At 39.6% G+C, this 17,548-nt stretch carries 20 protein-coding genes; 13 read left to right on the top strand and 7 right to left on the bottom strand.

Features of this window, described 5'->3' with window-relative positions; translation table 11 throughout:
- The first annotated feature begins 220 nt into the window (after positions 1–220).
- The gene (locus tag EA58_RS14165; protein WP_152548066.1) at positions 221–502 is read left to right on the top strand and encodes a hypothetical protein; all 282 of its coding nucleotides are present in this window, start codon (positions 221–223) and stop codon (positions 500–502) included.
- 62 nt (positions 503–564) lie between these two features.
- Here EA58_RS14165 and EA58_RS14160 read toward each other — a convergent pair whose 3' ends face one another.
- Positions 565–1,215 carry a hypothetical protein gene (locus EA58_RS14160; RefSeq protein ID WP_036754053.1) on the bottom strand — a complete coding sequence of 217 codons (651 nt, stop codon included), beginning with the start codon at positions 1,213–1,215 and terminating at the stop codon, positions 565–567.
- A gap of 121 nt (positions 1,216–1,336) precedes the next feature.
- Here EA58_RS14160 and EA58_RS14155 point away from each other — a divergent pair, with 121 nt between their 5' ends.
- Positions 1,337–1,981: a trypsin-like peptidase domain-containing protein gene (locus EA58_RS14155; RefSeq protein WP_161781055.1), complete on the top strand. Its 645-nt coding sequence runs from the start codon at positions 1,337–1,339 to the stop codon at positions 1,979–1,981.
- Positions 1,982–2,182: 201 nt separating this feature from the next.
- On the opposite strand, the gene EA58_RS14150 is transcribed toward EA58_RS14155, so the two are convergent.
- Positions 2,183–2,707, bottom strand: coding sequence for a hypothetical protein (locus EA58_RS14150; protein ID WP_036754050.1), 525 nt, complete (start codon positions 2,705–2,707; stop codon positions 2,183–2,185).
- A 350-nt stretch (positions 2,708–3,057) separates the two neighbouring features.
- Positions 3,058–4,104 (bottom strand): recombinase RecA, encoded by a 1,047-nt coding sequence (recA, locus tag EA58_RS14145; protein ID WP_036754047.1) that lies wholly within the window; start codon positions 4,102–4,104, stop codon positions 3,058–3,060.
- 514 nt (positions 4,105–4,618) lie between these two features.
- Between recA and clpX the strand changes: the two genes are divergently transcribed.
- The 3 genes from clpX (at position 4,619) to EA58_RS14125 (ending at position 7,092) form a co-directional block, all read left to right on the top strand.
- Positions 4,619–5,887 carry an ATP-dependent Clp protease ATP-binding subunit ClpX gene (clpX, locus tag EA58_RS14135; RefSeq protein ID WP_161781054.1) on the top strand — a complete coding sequence of 423 codons (1,269 nt, stop codon included), beginning with the start codon at positions 4,619–4,621 and terminating at the stop codon, positions 5,885–5,887.
- 431 nt (positions 5,888–6,318) lie between these two features.
- The gene (locus tag EA58_RS14130; protein ID WP_036754041.1) at positions 6,319–6,684 is read left to right on the top strand and encodes a DUF2528 family protein; all 366 of its coding nucleotides are present in this window, start codon (positions 6,319–6,321) and stop codon (positions 6,682–6,684) included.
- 18 nt (positions 6,685–6,702) lie between these two features.
- Positions 6,703–7,092 carry a hypothetical protein gene (locus EA58_RS14125; protein ID WP_036754039.1) on the top strand — a complete coding sequence of 130 codons (390 nt, stop codon included), beginning with the start codon at positions 6,703–6,705 and terminating at the stop codon, positions 7,090–7,092.
- A 5-nt stretch (positions 7,093–7,097) separates the two neighbouring features.
- Here the strand turns inward: EA58_RS14125 and EA58_RS14120 are convergent, their stop codons facing one another.
- Positions 7,098–8,033, bottom strand: a complete 936-nt coding sequence (locus EA58_RS14120) for a CNNM domain-containing protein (protein ID WP_081819679.1) — start codon at positions 8,031–8,033, stop codon at positions 7,098–7,100.
- A 48-nt stretch (positions 8,034–8,081) separates the two neighbouring features.
- Here EA58_RS14120 and EA58_RS14110 point away from each other — a divergent pair, with 48 nt between their 5' ends.
- The 3 genes from EA58_RS14110 (at position 8,082) to EA58_RS14100 (ending at position 9,431) form a co-directional block, all read left to right on the top strand.
- Positions 8,082–8,519, top strand: coding sequence for a potassium channel family protein (locus EA58_RS14110; protein WP_036754034.1), 438 nt, complete (start codon positions 8,082–8,084; stop codon positions 8,517–8,519).
- Positions 8,520–8,623: 104 nt separating this feature from the next.
- Entirely contained in the window at positions 8,624–8,935 is a 312-nt protein-coding gene (locus EA58_RS14105) for a hypothetical protein (RefSeq protein ID WP_152548064.1), read from the top strand.
- 130 nt (positions 8,936–9,065) lie between these two features.
- On the top strand, positions 9,066–9,431 hold the full coding sequence (locus EA58_RS14100) for a hypothetical protein (protein WP_152548063.1): 366 nt from the start codon (positions 9,066–9,068) through the stop codon (positions 9,429–9,431).
- Positions 9,432–9,433: 2 nt separating this feature from the next.
- Here EA58_RS14100 and EA58_RS14095 read toward each other — a convergent pair whose 3' ends face one another.
- Complete coding sequence (locus tag EA58_RS14095; RefSeq protein WP_036754026.1) at positions 9,434–9,853, bottom strand: hypothetical protein; 420 nt, start codon at positions 9,851–9,853, stop codon at positions 9,434–9,436.
- A 53-nt stretch (positions 9,854–9,906) separates the two neighbouring features.
- Between EA58_RS14095 and EA58_RS14090 the strand changes: the two genes are divergently transcribed.
- Entirely contained in the window at positions 9,907–10,380 is a 474-nt protein-coding gene (locus tag EA58_RS14090; RefSeq protein WP_152548062.1) for a hypothetical protein, read from the top strand.
- 209 nt (positions 10,381–10,589) lie between these two features.
- Here the strand turns inward: EA58_RS14090 and EA58_RS14085 are convergent, their stop codons facing one another.
- The gene (locus EA58_RS14085) at positions 10,590–11,255 is read right to left on the bottom strand and encodes a hypothetical protein (protein WP_152548061.1); all 666 of its coding nucleotides are present in this window, start codon (positions 11,253–11,255) and stop codon (positions 10,590–10,592) included.
- Positions 11,256–11,963: 708 nt separating this feature from the next.
- Here EA58_RS14085 and EA58_RS14075 point away from each other — a divergent pair.
- Entirely contained in the window at positions 11,964–12,344 is a 381-nt protein-coding gene (locus EA58_RS14075) for a hypothetical protein (protein ID WP_036754016.1), read from the top strand.
- Between the two features lie 68 nt (positions 12,345–12,412).
- Here EA58_RS14075 and EA58_RS14070 read toward each other — a convergent pair whose 3' ends face one another.
- Positions 12,413–12,913, bottom strand: coding sequence for a hypothetical protein (locus EA58_RS14070; RefSeq protein ID WP_036754013.1), 501 nt, complete (start codon positions 12,911–12,913; stop codon positions 12,413–12,415).
- 214 nt (positions 12,914–13,127) lie between these two features.
- Between EA58_RS14070 and EA58_RS21045 the strand changes: the two genes are divergently transcribed.
- The 3 genes from EA58_RS21045 (at position 13,128) to rodA (ending at position 17,024) form a co-directional block, all read left to right on the top strand.
- Entirely contained in the window at positions 13,128–13,823 is a 696-nt protein-coding gene (locus EA58_RS21045) for a cold-shock protein (RefSeq protein WP_051642110.1), read from the top strand.
- A 208-nt stretch (positions 13,824–14,031) separates the two neighbouring features.
- The gene (mrdA, locus tag EA58_RS14060) at positions 14,032–15,897 is read left to right on the top strand and encodes a penicillin-binding protein 2 (protein ID WP_036754010.1); all 1,866 of its coding nucleotides are present in this window, start codon (positions 14,032–14,034) and stop codon (positions 15,895–15,897) included.
- The gene (gene rodA / locus EA58_RS14055) at positions 15,894–17,024 is read left to right on the top strand and encodes a rod shape-determining protein RodA (RefSeq protein ID WP_051642109.1); all 1,131 of its coding nucleotides are present in this window, start codon (positions 15,894–15,896) and stop codon (positions 17,022–17,024) included. Before mrdA ends, rodA begins: the two co-directional genes overlap by 4 nt.
- Positions 17,025–17,548 lie beyond the last annotated feature (524 nt).

Raw genomic sequence — 17,548 nt, 5'->3', positions numbered from 1 at the left:
ATCTAATCATGAACTTGACCTGGGGGTTGAGCTATTACGACATGCTGGATTTGCATCCTGAACACTTTTCTTATTTTGTCGTCATCGTGTGGGATTCGTACTTGTGGTGCACCTGAAACAGTACGTAAGATAGATGCTTGCACGATTTCATTGAATTTCATCTTGTTGTTCAATGGATAACACAATCCAGCGATTGTGAAAATTGGGGGATATGGAAGTCATGAAAAAGATAAAGTTAAAGGAAATCACAACCAACCCATTCGTACTCACGTTATATGCTATGTTTTGGGGAGTTTATCTGGTCGTTTTCTCGGTGATTTTCCTCATTCATTTTGCGACTGGTGGAACAGAAACGCTTCGGGATGTGGTGAGAATCGGTGTTTTTGTTGGTATGTTTGGTTTTGTTATCTATAGCATCACCAGTTATTTTCTCTTCAGTAAAAGATTGGTGGTGGCTGCAATGAAAATCGGTGGGGATGATCAAAACATTAATCATCCGTAGCTGTTTAGAGCATGTAGCCATTGTCAACACTGAGGCTATTGCCTCAGTGAACGATTCAATGCTTACTGTGAGTATAGGTCAAGGGCTGATTTCTGTTTCATTTCGTGTGATTCAATGAGTTTATTCTCAAAGAGCTGATTTGTCGCTTCGTTAAGACACCATTTCAGGGTAATCACTAAAACCAAGGAAAGAAATACAATCGCTGTACTTTCTAACTTACTTGTTTGCATGGAGATTTCAGCGCCTTTGATTAAATACCATATCTTGATCAGGACAAAAGGAACGAATGAAATCAATAAGGAAAGCTCGACGTCATCTGACAGCAAATAAACGGAGGTATAGCTGATGACAAAAGCCGATATGCCAGTGATCCAGCCGTAAAAGTGAGACCAGAAAAAGCAGGTGACGATCCCTGAAACGCGTTCATCGACGCGAAAGAGTTTACCGACGACTGCCGCGATGAGGCCATGTATGAAAAATGTACATAATGCCCATAATGCTGCATCCGTTGCGGCTTTAGTGGCATATAAACCAGAATTGGCTAACCCTATTTTTTCTCCGAAATTCGACACAGAAAGGTAAGCAAGTATAGAAAAGAAAGAGACAATAAAAATCACTTTTTTCAATAGATTATCGACTTGAGCTTTTCCATCTTGTTGCACGAGATGTCTAAAATATGAAGTTGGCTTTAAAAAGCCTTTCATGGCATTCATGGTTGATCCTTTTTTATAACTATAAGTTAGGGTAATAAGAATTGAAAGACAGGTGTTTTTTTTAATCAAAAAATAGACTACAAATAGATTAAAAACTGTGAGATTAAGATTAGCAATACTCTTGTCTGTGTTGTTTATTGGGGGGTGCAGTAACGGTGTTCTTCAGGATTATCATGGTACCGAGATAGATATTGATACGCAGATAATTGGTATACCTTTGCTCCTTGGGAGTTCTGGAAGTAGTGTTCCTATTACCAAAAATCTTAGCCTAACGGCAAAACATGTTGCGAGTTATGACTACTCGTTGGTCGTTGCTCATCATCCGGATTGCGATATATCGATTATCGAAAAAGATAATACTGGGAAGCAGCGACACAAAATGGGCGTGATCTATCCTGAGCAAAAGGTAAAAACGTTTGGTAAATCGTTTATGAATCCTTTGAAAACCATTTATGGCGAGGGTGTATACAAGCTGGATATCCAGATGAAAGAGAGCATGTGGCATAACAGAAAATGTATTATCAGTGTACTAAATTCGCCGATTCAGGTTGGTATGAGTGGTGGTGGTGTTTTTAATGAAAAAAATGAGCTTGTTGGAATTATCAATGCAATGGGAACATCTGATACCCAGTTGATTGAAACCGGAGAAAGGTTGGGTCGGGTAAGCATGATGACATCAACTAATTTTTTAAGACAATGGATCAATAAAGTGGTTGATCAGTATAATCGTGACAAGGGGATTGAATCAGACAATTTTATTCACTAACCTTATCTAGCTTGGTGCCATTGATACACCAAATTTAGGGTGCCGCATCTTAATACCACACTGAATAAAGATGAATCAATCGGTTCTTTTCGGTGTCTTTGAAGCGTATTGAGTGCAATTCGTGTAGGCTGGCGATGCGCCCGAGATAGATTCTGTCGCCAGCCTACATAGAGTCAGATTAAGCAGTCTCATCGAATCAGTTCAATTAAAATAGTTGCGAATTTTTTCTAGAATAGCGTTGTTTTGAGAAGCAATAAAAAATTCATCATCGTTTAAACTGGATACATGGCTGGCTAAATGGGTCATTTTCTCCGTCTGTAGGATGGCCCAATTCGAAACGACCTGGTTCACTTCACCACGGTCAAACATGTCTTTTACCCAGATATATCCACTGAATACGAGTTCGTCAGAACAGCCACTATGAATTGTTTGACACAGCATTTCATAATCATCAGACAAGCCTGACCAAAAATAACTCAACTTAATGAGAGCACCAACTTCTGGGAATGATTCTGTGTGCCGACGACAATCTTCAATATCGAATGTATCAACTTTGAATGATGCAACTGAAGAATGTTCTGTCATCCATGGTTTCGACAGATCCTGGATAGTCCTCAGATGTAATGCTGATGCGTTTCCAGTCAGGTTTTCGCATGGAATTAAACCGGAAATGTGAACCTTAGCCTTTTCGCCATTAATATCAATCGTGTAGTGAGCATTGAGCATTTCTATGTATACCCATATATTTGTAATTATGAAACTAGGGGCATTATATTGCAATGCAATCAGATGTAAAGAAGTTTATTTAATAAGGTACTCAATATGAGTGGTATGTCGTTTGAGGAATGTTACACGATAGGTTTTTAATGTATGGAAGATCGCATAAAAAATTGAAAGCTCATCTGGTTTTTATTGTAAGTTATCATATTAGACTTGATGAGTATGCCCCAGAACCGGCTTCATGCATAAATTCGTCATTTTTATGTCACTATTAGCATATCTATATTTGCCACTTTGTATAAAAAAGAGAAGCCTGCTCACTTCTCTTCATTGTTGGGAGGATAGTGATTGAAGTTTTATTTTTTTCGGTCTTCGCTGAAATGCTCAGACTCAGCGCCTATTTGAATGGCATCATTGAGATTAACCTTGAATCCTTTGAGCTTGTTCTTCACTTCTTCTAGAAGGTTTGGGTTGGCAAGCAAGTATGATCGCGTGTTTTCTTTTCCTTGAGCCAACCTGGTGCCATTGTATTTATACCAGGCGCCTGCTTTTTCAATCACTTTTTCTTTCACACCAATATCAATGAGCTCAGAAGCCATATCGATACCGACATCATAGCGAATCGTAAAGTTAGCTTCCCTGAAAGGCGGTGCAACTTTGTTCTTCATCACTTTGACGCGAGTTTCGTTGCCAACAATTGTATCACCACTTTTGATTGTCCCCGTTCTTCGGATGTCTAGTCGTACTGATGAATAAAACTTTAGGGCGTTCCCGCCAGTTGTCGTTTCAGGGTTTCCGAACATCACCCCAATTTTCATCCGAATTTGGTTGATGAAGATAACAAGCACATTGTTTGATTTGATGTTTCCAGTCAGCTTACGCATGGCTTGGGACAGCATGCGGGCTTGAAGGCCCATATGGGCGTCACCCATTTCTCCTTCAATTTCAGCTTTAGGCGTGAGCGCTGCCACTGAATCGACAACGATGACATCCACAGCACCACTTCGAACAAGTGCATCTGTCATTTCTAAAGCCTGTTCACCTGTATCTGGTTGAGATATGAGCATGTCATCAATATTTACGCCAATTTTTTTGGCATAGACCGGATCTAAGGCATGCTCAGCATCAATAAAGGCGCATGTTTTGCCTGATTTCTGCGCTTCAGCAATGACGCTCAGTGTTAGGGTTGTTTTGCCGCTTGACTCTGGGCCAAAGATCTCAACAATACGCCCTTCAGGAAGGCCACCAACGCCCAGTGCCGCATCAAGCGTGAGTGAGCCTGTTGGGATAGCCTTGACATTCATTGAGGTCGAGTCGCCCAGACGCATGATGGCACCTTGGCCGAATTGCTTTTCGATTTGTCCCAGTGCTGTATCGAGTGCTTTTTTTCTGTTTTCGTTCATCGCTTTCTTTTATTTTTTGTCTGCTTGTATTTCGTGGCACTATAGTGATGGCTGTTGGTTTTTGTCAATCTTCTCGCTTTTCTTGATTGAGCATTTCAATACTTCTTGGGTGTCATATGCTTGACCACGAACACTTCGTTTGTGTTAATTTTGTGGTTATCCAATCCCTTGTATCTTGCCAGTTTTAAGAGCGTTCTTTCATCTGTATCTCGGTTTACATCAAGTCCTGCTTTGCTCAGTGCGGCGACCAAATCTTTGGTCCTTGTGTGTCTTGTTAAAAATTTATCGACTTTTAGGGTCTCTTCCTTTCCGTTCGATGAGATTGTGATTTGATCTGGGATTGTTTCAGATACATCTAAAAAAAATTGAACACACCGTACAGCCACATATCCCCCCTCATGTATCAAAGTGAATGGCAGTCATAAATAATTCAGCAATTTGCGTTGATGATAGCGTCGCTATCATTATAATGCCACAAGTATATCGAAGATCAGTGCTGAGCGAAGGGGACGAGATGGTTAGTCAAGAGGTTAAAAACAGATGTACTGCTTGCGGAAATGGGGAAGGTTTTGACAAGGTCGCGTATAGCGATGACATCATGCTCTGTAAGCCCTGTATCCTAGATGGTTATGAGTTCCTGAGTGCTCAAAGCAGACAAGCGAATAAAGAAGAACAAGACAGAACGCATAAAGATGCGATGGAAATGGTGATGGAAGACGTTTCAGAACTGCGAAAACCACGTGAATTGGTTGCGTTGTTAGATGAATATGTCATAGGTCAACATGATGCCAAGCAAATGCTCTCAGTTGCGATTTACCAACATCAAAAGCGCATCATTTTAAATAAGCATGGATTTGGTTCACAGGCGAAAAAATCGAATCTCCTTCTCATTGGGCCAACCGGGACGGGAAAAACGCTTCTTGCAGAAACGATTGCTGCTTTAACCGATCTTCCCATTCATATTCAGGATGCGACCCCACTGACTGAAGCTGGCTATATTGGTGATAGCGTTGAAGATATGCTGGCAGAATTGATTCAGAAGTGTGATGGTGACATTGGTTTGGCAGAAAGCAAAGGGATTATCTTCATTGATGAAATCGATAAACTCAGGAAGCGAGGGGATAGCGCGAATCTAAATCGAGATCCTTCTGGCGATGGTGTACAAAGTGCTTTATTGAAACTGTGTGAAGGGGCTGATGTTCGCGTCCCGGTCAGTGGTGGTCGAAAACAACAGGCAGCAAAGACTCAAACGATCAACACGTCAAATATCCTTTTTATTGCGAGTGGTGCCTTTGAGGGGATTGATGAGATCCTTGATAAGGAGAGTGGTACGAAGAAGAGAATTGGCTTTGTCGCTGATGAGACGCCAGAAACGCGTGTGAAGGAAAATGCTGGAATGAAGCATGTGAACGCAAAACATATTGTTCAATATGGAATGAAGCCAGAGTTTGTTGGCAGATTCAGCACCATTGTTCATTTAGAACCTTTGACGATGGATGTCATGAAGCAGATTATTACGGATTCCAAGCGAAGTATGTTTGCAGGTCACCGACTTTTGGCATTGGCTGATAATATCGATCTGAGCATCACTGACGAGGCTGTTGAGGCGGTAGCACATCATGCATTTGAGCAGAAAGTCGGCGCTCGTGGGCTTGATGGCACGATGAATAAAGTTCTAAAAGAATTCTCTTTTGATTCACCTTCAGAGAATATCGACTCATTTGTCATCACAGAATCAGTTGTTAAACATGCACTGTCGGATAGTGATTCACCAGAACTTTGAAATGAGAGTCGTATATACATGTGTTTTGACTCTTTAGGATAGATAGCTGTGACACAACAAAAATTGTTTCCTGGAATGCAATATATAAAATGACTGAATTAAAATTAAAGAACAGCTTACTGAATATTTGTTAGATTTGTGTTGCAAAAAATATATATTTCAGTATTTGATGTGGTGTCACAGGAGGAACCTTACTTGATTTTTTAATAACAAGATTATTTTGATGGTATTGAATAGACTGAATGAACGGTATGCTAATTTGGTGATATTTAAAATGAGAGATGATGAGTTTGATGCAAAAATCATCGCCGAATATTTTTTAGATACTCGCCTGTGATCGCTTGCTATAAAATATTAAGTTAGTCTAAAATCTAGATTAATTCGTACTTGAACTTGATTAGGAAGTTATTTTGTGAAGAGGTCAGGTATCAATGAGTAAGATAGCGAAAGAAACATATACGGTTAACCATTCCTGGAATGATATTGAATTGACTGCTGAAATTGATTTCTCGGTTGTTTCAATAGATAGGCTGAGACTTTATGTAGAAAATTATGATGACGGTCACATGCTTCTAAATACGTCTGATGACGGAATAATTAATTGTTTTTTAAAAGTTTTAGCAAAAGCCTGCTTTCAGGTGTCTACTTCAAAAGACCTAAACCTTGAGGGGGTGCTTTGCTATTTCGATTCTGCTGATTCCTGGCTTGCTGAGTTGTTTCCTCCTCTGAATGGTGAAGCTGGGATAAAACTGGTTCACTTTACCTATAGTGAGTGTTTTTCTGAAATTAACGAATAACCTTTCGGTGTTGTCTCCATGTTTGTGAAAATAAGAAACCGACTGATCAAAAAAGTTGAATTTGATTCATCTGATATATGGATATTTGAATACCAATCTAAAATATTCAACACCATAGAGGATTTGTTCGAATTCATGAATGATGAAGCGGTATGTATCGGTGTATTAGAAATATTGTTGAGATACCTCAATAGAAATCAAAGTGGAAATGAGGTGGTATTTAGTATAGAGAATTTAAAACTTTCTGACGGTTATGATGTTCAGTGGGGGCTGGATAGGGTAGAGAAAGAAATGGGGATAAAGATAGACTATTATGGTGCCGTAGTGGTTAAGGAATTCTTAGGGTTTTCGAAGGAAGCAGAAGAAAACACGATTGATGAGGGGGAATCCATTCGAATTCCCTTTTAATTTTGTTAGTGGCTTAATATTGATTCTTGGATGTTGGATAAGGTCACAACACCAAGCATCTCCCCGTCATTATTTATAACGACTGCTAGGTGCGTATCCGTTCTGTAGAGCTTTTCGAGTAGCTCCATCATAGATTTTTCTTCCGAACAAACCAAAACGGGATGAACAATCTCTGCGATAATTTTTTCATCGTTGCCATTGAGTAGGCTTGCAAGAATATCACTTTTAAAAATAACACCGACAGGTTGCTGATGCTTATTTACAGCGATAAACCTCTTCAGATGACTATTTAAAGCCAATTCCTTGGCAAATGTGAGTGACTCATGTATTGGGATTGCTGTGATTTCACAATCTTTAATAATGAGTTCAGATGCTTTTCTATCTCTTATCGAGAATAAATTTTGAATAAATTTGGCTTCTTTGTTATCGATGATACCTAAATCATTGGCAGATTTAAGCATATAGTCTAACTCACAAATGGTTAATTTATCTGGCTCTGACTTATTACCCACAAGTAGGTTAATGATATAAATGATTGGGCTAATCATACTTGTGATGAATATTAATGGCTTCGCTATAAATCGACCAACTTTTTCAGGTCGACTTGCTGCAAAAACCTTTGGTTTTATCTCAGAGAGAAATAGCATGACTACAGTAACTGTTGAAATATATACTGTATAATAAAAATCTTCGAAAGTTTGTGTAGCAAGTGTACCGATGAGCATGGAACCTCCAATATTCACCATGGTATTCATGAAGATGATTGAAGATAAGTATTTGTTTCTTTGTGAAATTACCTTTAGTAGATCAGATGCCCCTGGAAAATTTTGTTTCATCATCTTCTTAACTCTGAACTCATTCGAACCCACAACGCTGGACTCAGCTAAAGAGAAAATCATGGAGATGAAAACAACACAAGCAGTTGTTAGATAAAGATTCATTTTTTTATTACTTATTTAATAGTAAATAAGTAATAAATCAAAATTGAGATGAGGATAAATAAAAGACACTTAGATCAAATCAAGAAACAGGCGTTTGTTGTTTTGGCTGCGCACATTATTTCATTTTTATTTTCGATGCCAATATTTTACCTTGAGTCAAATGTTTCCGGGGCAGAAATAGAAACGCTGTGGGATAGCTTATGGTTTACTTTCGTGAGTGTAACCACGATTGGATACGGAGATCTGACGGCGCATCACGATATCAGTAAAATATTACTTGTTGTCGCATATATTATTACCCGTGGTTCTTTTTTATTGGCCATTATCGCAGTAAGTGGTGGATGGCTTGGTGGTCGTGTCAGCCATGAGATGAGCGTAGAGGATCGGTTGCTAGTTCTAGAAAATGAGCTCAAGCAACTGAGGGGGGTTATATACAATCTAAATAAACTTCTAGATTATGAGAGAAAGCACATAAAAAAATATTGAGAAAGTTTGACCTCGATGATGAGCAAGGATTGAGTAGTAATATGCCGATTGTGGCAATATGGAGATTGGTGTATCATGCGAGACCTGAAATGGAGAGGTTTCGTATGAAGAAAATTATTGTTTCTAACTTTGTGGAAAAAAATTGGGGATTGGAGTTTCGTTTAGAGGTTGGGGAGCAAGACGCTATATCGGTATCTTCATTGGATTTGGAGTCTGATCCTGCTGTGATGATCGGGCGGCTCATCGAGTATATTGAGTTAGAAATCCATAACCAAGACTTGATTTTTCTCACAGAAACTAGCGTCATTCTTGGTGGTTTTAATTGTAAAAAGGAATATGGTCTTGACGAACTTCAAGATCTTTCATGTGCAGAGACATTTATTGAGTCGCTTCATGACCTACTATGTGGTTTATAAAATGGCTATCATTGTAAAAAACTAGATGATTAATCGCTTTAAGATAAGACGGGGTTTCTCAATTTCTAAACAAATTGAGTTTGTTATCCTCCTGAATCATATACGCCAGGAAAATCCCGAGGATTCCCCGATGATTTTGTTAGACAAAATTGAGGGTGAGTCACCTTTTATCACCAAAGTGGTCAAAAAAAGGCTGCAAGATGGCGACACATTTGCTGATGCGCTCAGTGAGACACTTGAAGACTCGCTCTATCCTTATGCGCTGGGAGAGACTCATAATGTGGGGATTTATAATGATTTTTGTAAGATCTTGCTTGCACATAATGATCTTTTTGTGAGAAGAATCGTAGTCAGCATTGTTTTGGTTACTTTATGTTTACTGGGGCTGTATTTCGATCAGTACCAGCTGCTTCTTTTTGCATCTCTGAGCCTTCTGATGCTGGCTTTTGTATACAAGCCCATATTGAGACTGCACTCACTCAGAAAGCTCCTATGACTTTATATTAACGCGGAGCAAATCGTCTTTTCTTTCATGATGTGGTTGCTCTGCATATCGAGTTTCATGAACTGATGATATAAACTTTTCGTTCGATGTGAATCTGTCATCAAGGTTTGAATCTCATCGACTAAATTCAATTCACGATCCACTCCAGCCTTTTGTGTCTCGTATATGTAGCAACTGAGACTAATATTGATATCATCAGAAATTGACTGAAATGCTTCCTTATCATTGATCCAATTTTCTATAAATATTCTGGATATCGAGTGAATCAGATATTCAGCCTTTACTTTAATATCTTTAGTATAAAGAGTACCTGAGACATAACGAATGACACCTTCAGTGTATTCATCGGCATGTGCGAAAGGAAGTAAAATCGATGCCGAAAATGCAAAAGATAAAATAATCTTCTTGACCATTTTTAGTTTGATATTAGGAACAAGTCAGAGAGAAATCAATGAAAAAGAGAAAGATGAATAAGTCTTTCTATCTAAGGGAGCGAGGAGCGCTGATTGACAATTTATGGCAGATTTCATTGAAAAGTTTAAGTTCTGTTAATTTGTTTTTGTATAATACACAAAAAGGCTTCATGAAAATAAAAGTAGTTTCTTTGTTATCCAGTTTGTTTTTTTTATCTTCATTAGAGGCGATGCCACACTTATCCGTATCTCCGATGTTTCTACAGATAGCATCAGGAGGAGTGGGTAGGATTGAAATAAAGAACACTCAAGATGTACCTATTGAGGTTTCTACAAGCGTCATCGACAAAACGGGACTTGAATCGGAGCGATGTCACATTGCTGGCAGAACGCTGAATCTCAATCCATTGGAAACGCTTTCTGTTTCTGTTCAGTGTGAGAAAAATAGAGGCAGAGAGCTTCATTTTCTAGCGATCGATTATTCAATTTTCCAGAAAAGAGAAGTAAGACGGATCGTATTGTACTAAGCCTCAGCTGCCGTAAATAAGACTTAACCATCAATACTCGATTTTTGAAACCTTGCGCCTTTTCAGACATTTATCTGTGTTTTTGTGTGCGTTCAACTTGATTTCAGGTATCAGTGCTGAATCGTATAGGCAACGAGAGGATTACGTTCAACTTCTCGTGTGCCCATATGGATGACAGAGAGTTATCAGATAGTGAGATTCATCTTGCTTTAAGTACAGGGTAAAGCAGCAGTCTCGTAACAGAACTGGAGGGTGTAGCTAAAAGTATCTTTAGAATGGTTAGCACAAAGATTTGATAAGTCTTTTGCAACTGAGTCTTGAATGCTTACTGTAACATGATTGATTGTAACCTTTTGCCACGAAGTGGACTTCATTTCCGATATAAATCCTGAACAAGTATCTACTGAGGAAAATTCTGACTCTATCTCTAAAAACTGGCCATTTGTTGTGAGTATGACAGGATGCCTGTGAATATTAAGAGCATGTTTAAAGTACTTGTTGAGAAGGTTCTTGAGGTCCTCAGAAGGAATCGCGTCAAATCCTTTTTTAACGATCTCATGCTCTCTATCGTTCTTTTGATCATCACTTAGCGGATATAGGAATGGCTTAATCATCGAGTTCACCGGATGTAACATAATCGTTTCCTGGAGAAGCTGATCTACCGATTGTGATTCTCTTTTACCCTCTTTATATGCACTGTTTGTTGAATACTGAGAAAGAATAAATATTGAGGCGAGTACCACTAAAGAACCAACAATGATTAACTCAACCATGGTAGAGCCAGCTTTCGCTTTTTTTTTGAGTTTCATGATGTAAGACTGTTTAAGTAAACGGTAATGATTAACTATTTGAAATTCAAATAATCCTCTCTTCATCGAGTACTCGTAATAACTGTCTATAGTCATTGAAATCAACAGAGGATAACAGTGAGATCATCTCTATGAAGTATTTAATCAACGATCCAACAGGTTCGTGGTGAAATAATTTTTGAGTAAAAGTTTAGATGAGTTGTACACAATTTAGTTTTTATGTTTACGGTGCCCCCATCGTTTAGTACTCATCAATGAGTATGATTGTACTCTGCCGCCTTAAGCTTCACCAAATGATAGTGTTATCCCTAGATTGCCGTAGACATAAATTGCGTGTGATAAAGATTGATATCAAAAAAGAGGTCTTGGTTCGACAATATTTTGCTTCCATGGGTAAAATTGTGGTTAGCCTCTCTGTATCCCAGGAAACTTATGTTATGGCGTTTTTCTTTATTCTGCCTTGACAGTTCTCTTTGACGTTACTTTGGGTGAAGGGGGATTTGTTACACTATTTTTATGATTTGTTATTTTGTTTCTAAAATGTTGAATGCACGGTGAATTGACGCTAAAAAGTAAATATGTGACCGAAGTCCCTGTTTTAACAGTTGTGGCAAGATAAAGATAGTGTATTATTCGTGCCATTCATACTTTAGCTGGAAATCTAACCATTTGATTGCTTTTTTGATGATTGGATGGCAGTTTGTATTGTAATTTATTCCGATACAAATATAATACTCTATACATAATGATAAGTAACACAGAAAAGGAAACCCTATGTCCATCTTATTCAGAAATGCTAGTTCAGGAAAAGAATTTATAATCAATAACTTAGATTTAGATAAGGTTGAGGTTACCTTTGCTGATGGTTTTAGAAAGAAGCATTTATTGAGTTTAGCTTCAATGAGTGCTGAGAGTGGTTCATTTTCAGAACAATTCTTTGACAAAAAGCGTGATGATCATGCTTTAATTGCTAAAGTTGCATTTGAGAATCATTCCGTTTTTAATAGATCTGACTTGCTATCAATAGAACGCGCAATCCTTGAACTCGAAGGGATTAAAGATGATGTTCAAGGTATTTATGGTATCTTTAAAGATGCACAAGAGACCTTGAACACACAACAAGTTGCAATTTTTGAAACAGATATTACCTACTAATTATCAAGTTTATAAAAGTTATAATATCTAGAATTTTCCTGATAACAAGAAAGAGCACTTTTTTGTTATCAGGATTTTATTTTCGACTTTACTCTTTTTGACTTTTTGGGCGCAAACTTTTTCACCCCTTTGCTCTTTAGAGTGCCTATTAGGAGTAACAACATCAACACACCAGCCTGAGCGTTATACAGAGCATGGTAAATTTCTAACGTGCTGATATAAGGGATAAGATCTTCTGGTTTACCAAAGTTAATGGTCAACTCCATGCCACCGAGTACTGCATCGACTACTTCATCAATTTTGTTATTCCATCCGCTATAAATTCCACTTTCAGATGTTTGCTCTGATAGGAGCATAAAAATAAGGCTAGAAGTGATACATTTGGCTGATAGTGTGTGAGTTCTCTCATTTTCCTTCACGGTGAGTACAACGCATAACCAGAACATCAATGATAGATAGAACATTAAATCCTGGTAAGTCGCAACATGTGCCATGAATGTTGCTCGGTAAACCGCAGCGGCAATCAGAACGAGCGTATAATAGAAGCTCCCAAATTTAAGCATGGTCATAAAGTTCATGTTCGCGTGAGTCATGATTGTTGATAATTGTGGTAGTAATATAGGGACCATTTGCAATAAAGTCAAAGTTGCTTGTATGCGCACAAAAAACATGTGCTTAGCGGAAATTAGGCTTTACAGTGGGTTATGGTGTGGTAATATCGTGAACTGTTTGGTGTTGCTGAATCAGCAGAAATAATATCAAGGAAACACAGATAGGGGTAACATGGCTAAAATCAGTGGTACAATTAAAATCTTTTTTCGTGAAAGGGGATTTGGTTTTCTCACAGACTCCCATTCAGAAAAGGATATTTATTTTCATGCTGCGGCCCTTCGTAAAGAGTTAAAGAATATGAGTGCTACCCAACTTGTCGGTACGGAGGTCATTTATAAAATTGGAAAAAATCCGCAAGGCGTGGCTGCCATCGAAGTGAGCATGAACAAAAGAGTTACCTCTGCATCAGAAGTAGGTGGTTCCAATCAAGCACAGAACGCTACCTGTAAGCATAAGACAAATCTGAGCAGGAAGGCTGTCTGTCAATCGAAAGCCAAAATGAGGCAAGATGTACAGATTCAACATCAGAAGACTCTGTATCCGAGACCAACCCAGGCCCAGACAGCTGTTGGTGAGCAAGCAGCCTCTCATGTGAATCACGAGCCTGATGTCGAGATGTTCAGGCAGAAAGACAACGATGTTATCTCTCGAATTCTGAAAGCGATTCAACTTGATGATCCGAAAACAGTCACGCTTTTGAAGGTTAAGGTGATCAACTTTGGTTTAACGCAGCACTACAATATGCAAATGAAACTTTCAAAGATGGCTTTGGCTTTTGTTCGTATGGCTGATTTGTTGTTGATTCGTGTTGAGCGTGTTGGAGATAAGCTTGGCAAAGCAGAAAAGCCAAAACTTAAATCAGTCTAAATGATCAATTCGTACCTCAATTTATAGGACTGAGTGTTTTCATTGACCCTCGACTTTGTCGGGGTTTTCTTTTATTTACCTGTCAGGTGATAAAAAAGCCACCAGCTCATGAAGAAAATCCATCTATTTCAGTTCTCCCCCTTTTCAATATTTGAACTGAGTTTTAGGCTTTAAATATCAAAAATGAAGCAATAATCGCCGGGTTTTCATGAAAAAGGGTCAGCAGATCAGAAGTAGACAGCTTGAAAGAAAAACAATAAACAGCAGAGCAAAAATGTCCGCAGCAATCATGCTTTTTTGCTTCCTTGGATTGGGATACAAGGTTTACGACCTTCAAGTCAATGATCACAAAGCCCAGTATGCGATTGCTAAGAACAACACAATCAAAGAAATATCAACATCGCCTGAGCGTGGAGACATTGTTGACAGAAATGGCGTTTTAGTCGCGGGTACAAGGCCAATGTATGACTTGGTTGTTATCCCTGAGCGTCTTGCATCGTACAGAAATAACAGAGAAAAGGCGGCATTTGATTACATCGAGATGCTGACGAAATTCATTCCCATTCCAGAAGAAAATCAGACAAAGATAAGAAATAAAATTCTCCGTTCGCGTTCTTATGAGAAGGTCATTGTGCTCAGAGATCTGAATCAATCAAATTTATCCGTTGCGCTTGAAAATATTGGTTACCTGGAAGGAACAAGTATTCAGGTGAAAAAAGTGCGTCAGTATCATTATGCAGGCGCATTCCTTTCCCCTCTGGGCTATGTCAGCCGTGTTGATCCAAAAGATATGGAGAAAGCAAAGAGGGAGGGATATCACCTGATTGCAAGCGACTATGTCGGTAAAATGGGTCTCGAGAAACTTTATAATCAGCAGCTCTATGGCGTGATAGGGAAAGAGACTGTCGCTCTGGATGCCAAAGGTCGCGTTGTCGAAAGAAAGATCGCGTCAAGGCCTGTCAAAGGAAAAACCCTTCAGCTTACACTGGATGCTGATCTGCAAATGGAAGCGCACAAGCTCATGGGAGGCAAAAAAGGAGCGGTGATTATTCAGGACATCGAAACGGGTGAAGTCCTTACCGCATTGAGTATGCCTGATGTTGACCCGAATCAGTTCATCAATTCAATGACGCAACAGGAAGTCAACGATCTCTATTCAACGAAGAGGCCTTTATTTAACCGTGTGGCGCTTGGCCAGTATCCGCCAGCCTCGGTGATAAAGCCTTTGATGTCACTCATTGCCCTGGAGGGAAACTTCATTGAAGCAGAGTCTGTCAGATGGAGTGGCCCATATTTCGAACTTGGGGGACATCGATTTAGAGACTGGAAGCGTCAAGGTCATGGTTATGTCAATATGGCAGAGGCGATTGCTGTCTCGAGCGATGTGTATTTTTATCGTTTGGCTCATGCGATGGGCATCGATTACATTCATGATGCGCTCGCAGAATTCGGGTTCGGTAAACCAACGGGTATTCATATCGAGGGGGAGGGGGAAGGTCTGCTGCCATCTTCTGAATGGAAGAGAAGGGTGAAGAAAGAACCTTGGTATGGTGGTGAGACACTGACTGTTGGTATCGGTCAAGGTTTTTTCATGCTTACTCCGATACAAGTGAATAATGCCATGGTTGCTTTACTGAATGGAGGAAAGCTCTATCAGCCTGTCATGGTCAAGGGGGAAAGTCGCGCCTTACTGAATGAATTCTATGTTAACCCTAAGCATGTAGAGGCTGTAAAAAAAGGTATGGAAGATGTTGTTTTTTCTAAAAAAGGAACGGGAAGAAGCCTGCGTAACATAGCCAGTGTGGCGATGGCAGGTAAGACAGGTACGTCTCAGGTGTTTTCTACACTGGGGAAAATTGACTACGAGAACGATGAGATAGCTGAGCACTTAAGAGACCATGCGGTCTGGACTGGGTACGCTCCGATGAATGATCCCCAGATAGCAATAACGGTATTTGTGGAGAACGGAGGATCTGGCAGCTCAGTGGCCGCGCCTATTGCCCAAAAGCTCGCGAACATTTATGCGAAGAAATACGTACATCATCAAGGTCATGACGGTACAGTAGCAAAATGAAGCATGATAACTACCAGAGCGGAAAGCTCTTCGACTTTAGTTTTAAAGATGGATGGAAGGTCGATGGATGGCTGTTTACTGCCCTCATCTTTTTGCTTTCATTCTCGACAATGATTGTGTTCAGTGCGTCAGGTGAGAATGCCGAGATGATGACGTCGCACATGATTCGGTGCCTGTTGGCGATCGTTGTTTTTGTGGTGGCCTCAAGACTGAATGTTATTTTTGTGAAACAGCTGGCTGCGAAAGCATTTGTGCTAACCGTGGTCTTGTTGATCGCTGTCGCATGCTTTGGTGATCTCAGAATGGGTGCCCGAAGATGGTTAGACTTAGGATTGATGAGTTTCCAGCCATCTGAGCTGGCTAAGCTCACGGTACCGATGATGTGTGCACTGATTGTTGCTCATATGGGATTAGCCAATAAGCTCAGAAACATACTTTTGTCTGTTCTTGTCATTGTTTTACCATCATTTTTGGTTTTGCTGCAACCTGACTTAGGCACGGCAATCATGATTGCGTTTTCTGGGTTTGCTGTATTGTTTTTCTCTGGGTTACCAATGCGGCTGATCGGTGGTGGATTCCTTGTCGGGGCGGCTGCATCACCGATTTTGTGGTATCACGTATTAAGGCCGTATCAGAGAGAGCGTATCATGACTGTATTCAACCCTGAGGCTGATCCACTCGGGGCGGGGTATCACGTTGCGCAAGCCAAGGCCGCGATTGGTTCAGGGGGTCTCGATGGTGTGGGCTGGCTAGAGGGGACTCAAACACATTTGGGTTTCATCCCAGAACAACATACAGACTTTATTTTTGCTGTGATCGGGGAAGAGTTCGGGTTTATCGGTTTCGCAATGCTGATGGTGATGTACCTTTTTTTGATGGGGCGCGTGCTAAGCATTTTATTGAAACTTGATGATATCTACGCAAAAAGTTTTATTGGTGGTATTTTGTCGATTCTTTTTGCCTATATCTTTGTAAATGTCGGTATGGTAATTGGAATTTTACCCGTTGTTGGTGTGCCACTACCACTGATCAGCTATGGTGGTACTGCGACTTTGACGATGACTTTCAGCCTGGGTTTGGTATCGGCCTACAGTATACAAAAAATGAAGCATGACTCGTCGGGATAATGATTGAACATTTTACTTGATGGATCACTTATTGATAGTTTAGATAATATGGGGCGTATTCTAATCAAGGAGATGACGGACTGATTGTAATATAATCGGTTGCATATTCTGTTTAAATTGATATAAATTTTTGTATCAATTTACTCATTTGACTTTAAAATCAACAAGGTTGTGTCCATGTGTGCGCACATCAACCAATCAAGCGACCTAATCGATAAATCTATTGCTAAGCAATGACTTATGCGTTTTAATCTGCTTGTCTCTTCGCTAGGGGGAACCTTAACGAAGAGGCAATTTTCTGTGTTTATATTTATTATTTGTATTTTTGATGTTTTCCCACCGTTTATGCGGTGGTTTTTTTTATTTTTTTCTTCTGAGGGTTGAAAGCCGGTCAGAAAGTTACTTTACTAACATCAAACGAGGAACAAGCTGGTACGCTTTTTTCTGTACATGACTGAGCTGAGCCAGCATATATTGGTGTATAACAAGCACAACCTCACTTGATTCACCACCTCACATGAGGT

The organism is Photobacterium galatheae, assembly GCF_000695255.1.
Classification (GTDB): Bacteria; Pseudomonadota; Gammaproteobacteria; order Enterobacterales; family Vibrionaceae; genus Photobacterium; species Photobacterium galatheae.
Note: the sequence above shows the minus strand (reverse complement) of the source record. Positions and strands in the feature narration are given on the sequence as shown.

Bases quoted from the DNA above. Each gene is read 5' to 3' on its own strand.
- EA58_RS14165 (WP_152548066.1), top strand. From the start codon at position 221: ATGAAAAAGATAAAGTTAAAGGAAATCACAACCAACCCATTCGTACTC.
- EA58_RS14160 (WP_036754053.1), bottom strand. From the start codon at position 1,215: ATGAATGCCATGAAAGGCTTTTTAAAGCCAACTTCATATTTTAGACAT.
- EA58_RS14150 (WP_036754050.1), bottom strand. From the start codon at position 2,707: ATGCTCAATGCTCACTACACGATTGATATTAATGGCGAAAAGGCTAAG.
- recA (WP_036754047.1), bottom strand. From the start codon at position 4,104: ATGAACGAAAACAGAAAAAAAGCACTCGATACAGCACTGGGACAAATC.
- clpX (WP_161781054.1), top strand. From the start codon at position 4,619: ATGGTTAGTCAAGAGGTTAAAAACAGATGTACTGCTTGCGGAAATGGG.
- EA58_RS14130 (WP_036754041.1), top strand. From the start codon at position 6,319: ATGAGTAAGATAGCGAAAGAAACATATACGGTTAACCATTCCTGGAAT.
- EA58_RS14125 (WP_036754039.1), top strand. From the start codon at position 6,703: ATGTTTGTGAAAATAAGAAACCGACTGATCAAAAAAGTTGAATTTGAT.
- EA58_RS14120 (WP_081819679.1), bottom strand. From the start codon at position 8,033: ATGAATCTTTATCTAACAACTGCTTGTGTTGTTTTCATCTCCATGATT.
- EA58_RS14110 (WP_036754034.1), top strand. From the start codon at position 8,082: ATGAGGATAAATAAAAGACACTTAGATCAAATCAAGAAACAGGCGTTT.
- EA58_RS14105 (WP_152548064.1), top strand. From the start codon at position 8,624: ATGAAGAAAATTATTGTTTCTAACTTTGTGGAAAAAAATTGGGGATTG.
- EA58_RS14100 (WP_152548063.1), top strand. From the start codon at position 9,066: ATGATTTTGTTAGACAAAATTGAGGGTGAGTCACCTTTTATCACCAAA.
- EA58_RS14095 (WP_036754026.1), bottom strand. From the start codon at position 9,853: ATGGTCAAGAAGATTATTTTATCTTTTGCATTTTCGGCATCGATTTTA.
- EA58_RS14090 (WP_152548062.1), top strand. From the start codon at position 9,907: ATGAATAAGTCTTTCTATCTAAGGGAGCGAGGAGCGCTGATTGACAAT.
- EA58_RS14085 (WP_152548061.1), bottom strand. From the start codon at position 11,255: ATGAAGAGAGGATTATTTGAATTTCAAATAGTTAATCATTACCGTTTA.
- EA58_RS14075 (WP_036754016.1), top strand. From the start codon at position 11,964: ATGTCCATCTTATTCAGAAATGCTAGTTCAGGAAAAGAATTTATAATC.
- EA58_RS14070 (WP_036754013.1), bottom strand. From the start codon at position 12,913: ATGACCATGCTTAAATTTGGGAGCTTCTATTATACGCTCGTTCTGATT.
- EA58_RS21045 (WP_051642110.1), top strand. From the start codon at position 13,128: ATGGCTAAAATCAGTGGTACAATTAAAATCTTTTTTCGTGAAAGGGGA.
- mrdA (WP_036754010.1), top strand. From the start codon at position 14,032: ATGAAAAAGGGTCAGCAGATCAGAAGTAGACAGCTTGAAAGAAAAACA.
- rodA (WP_051642109.1), top strand. From the start codon at position 15,894: ATGAAGCATGATAACTACCAGAGCGGAAAGCTCTTCGACTTTAGTTTT.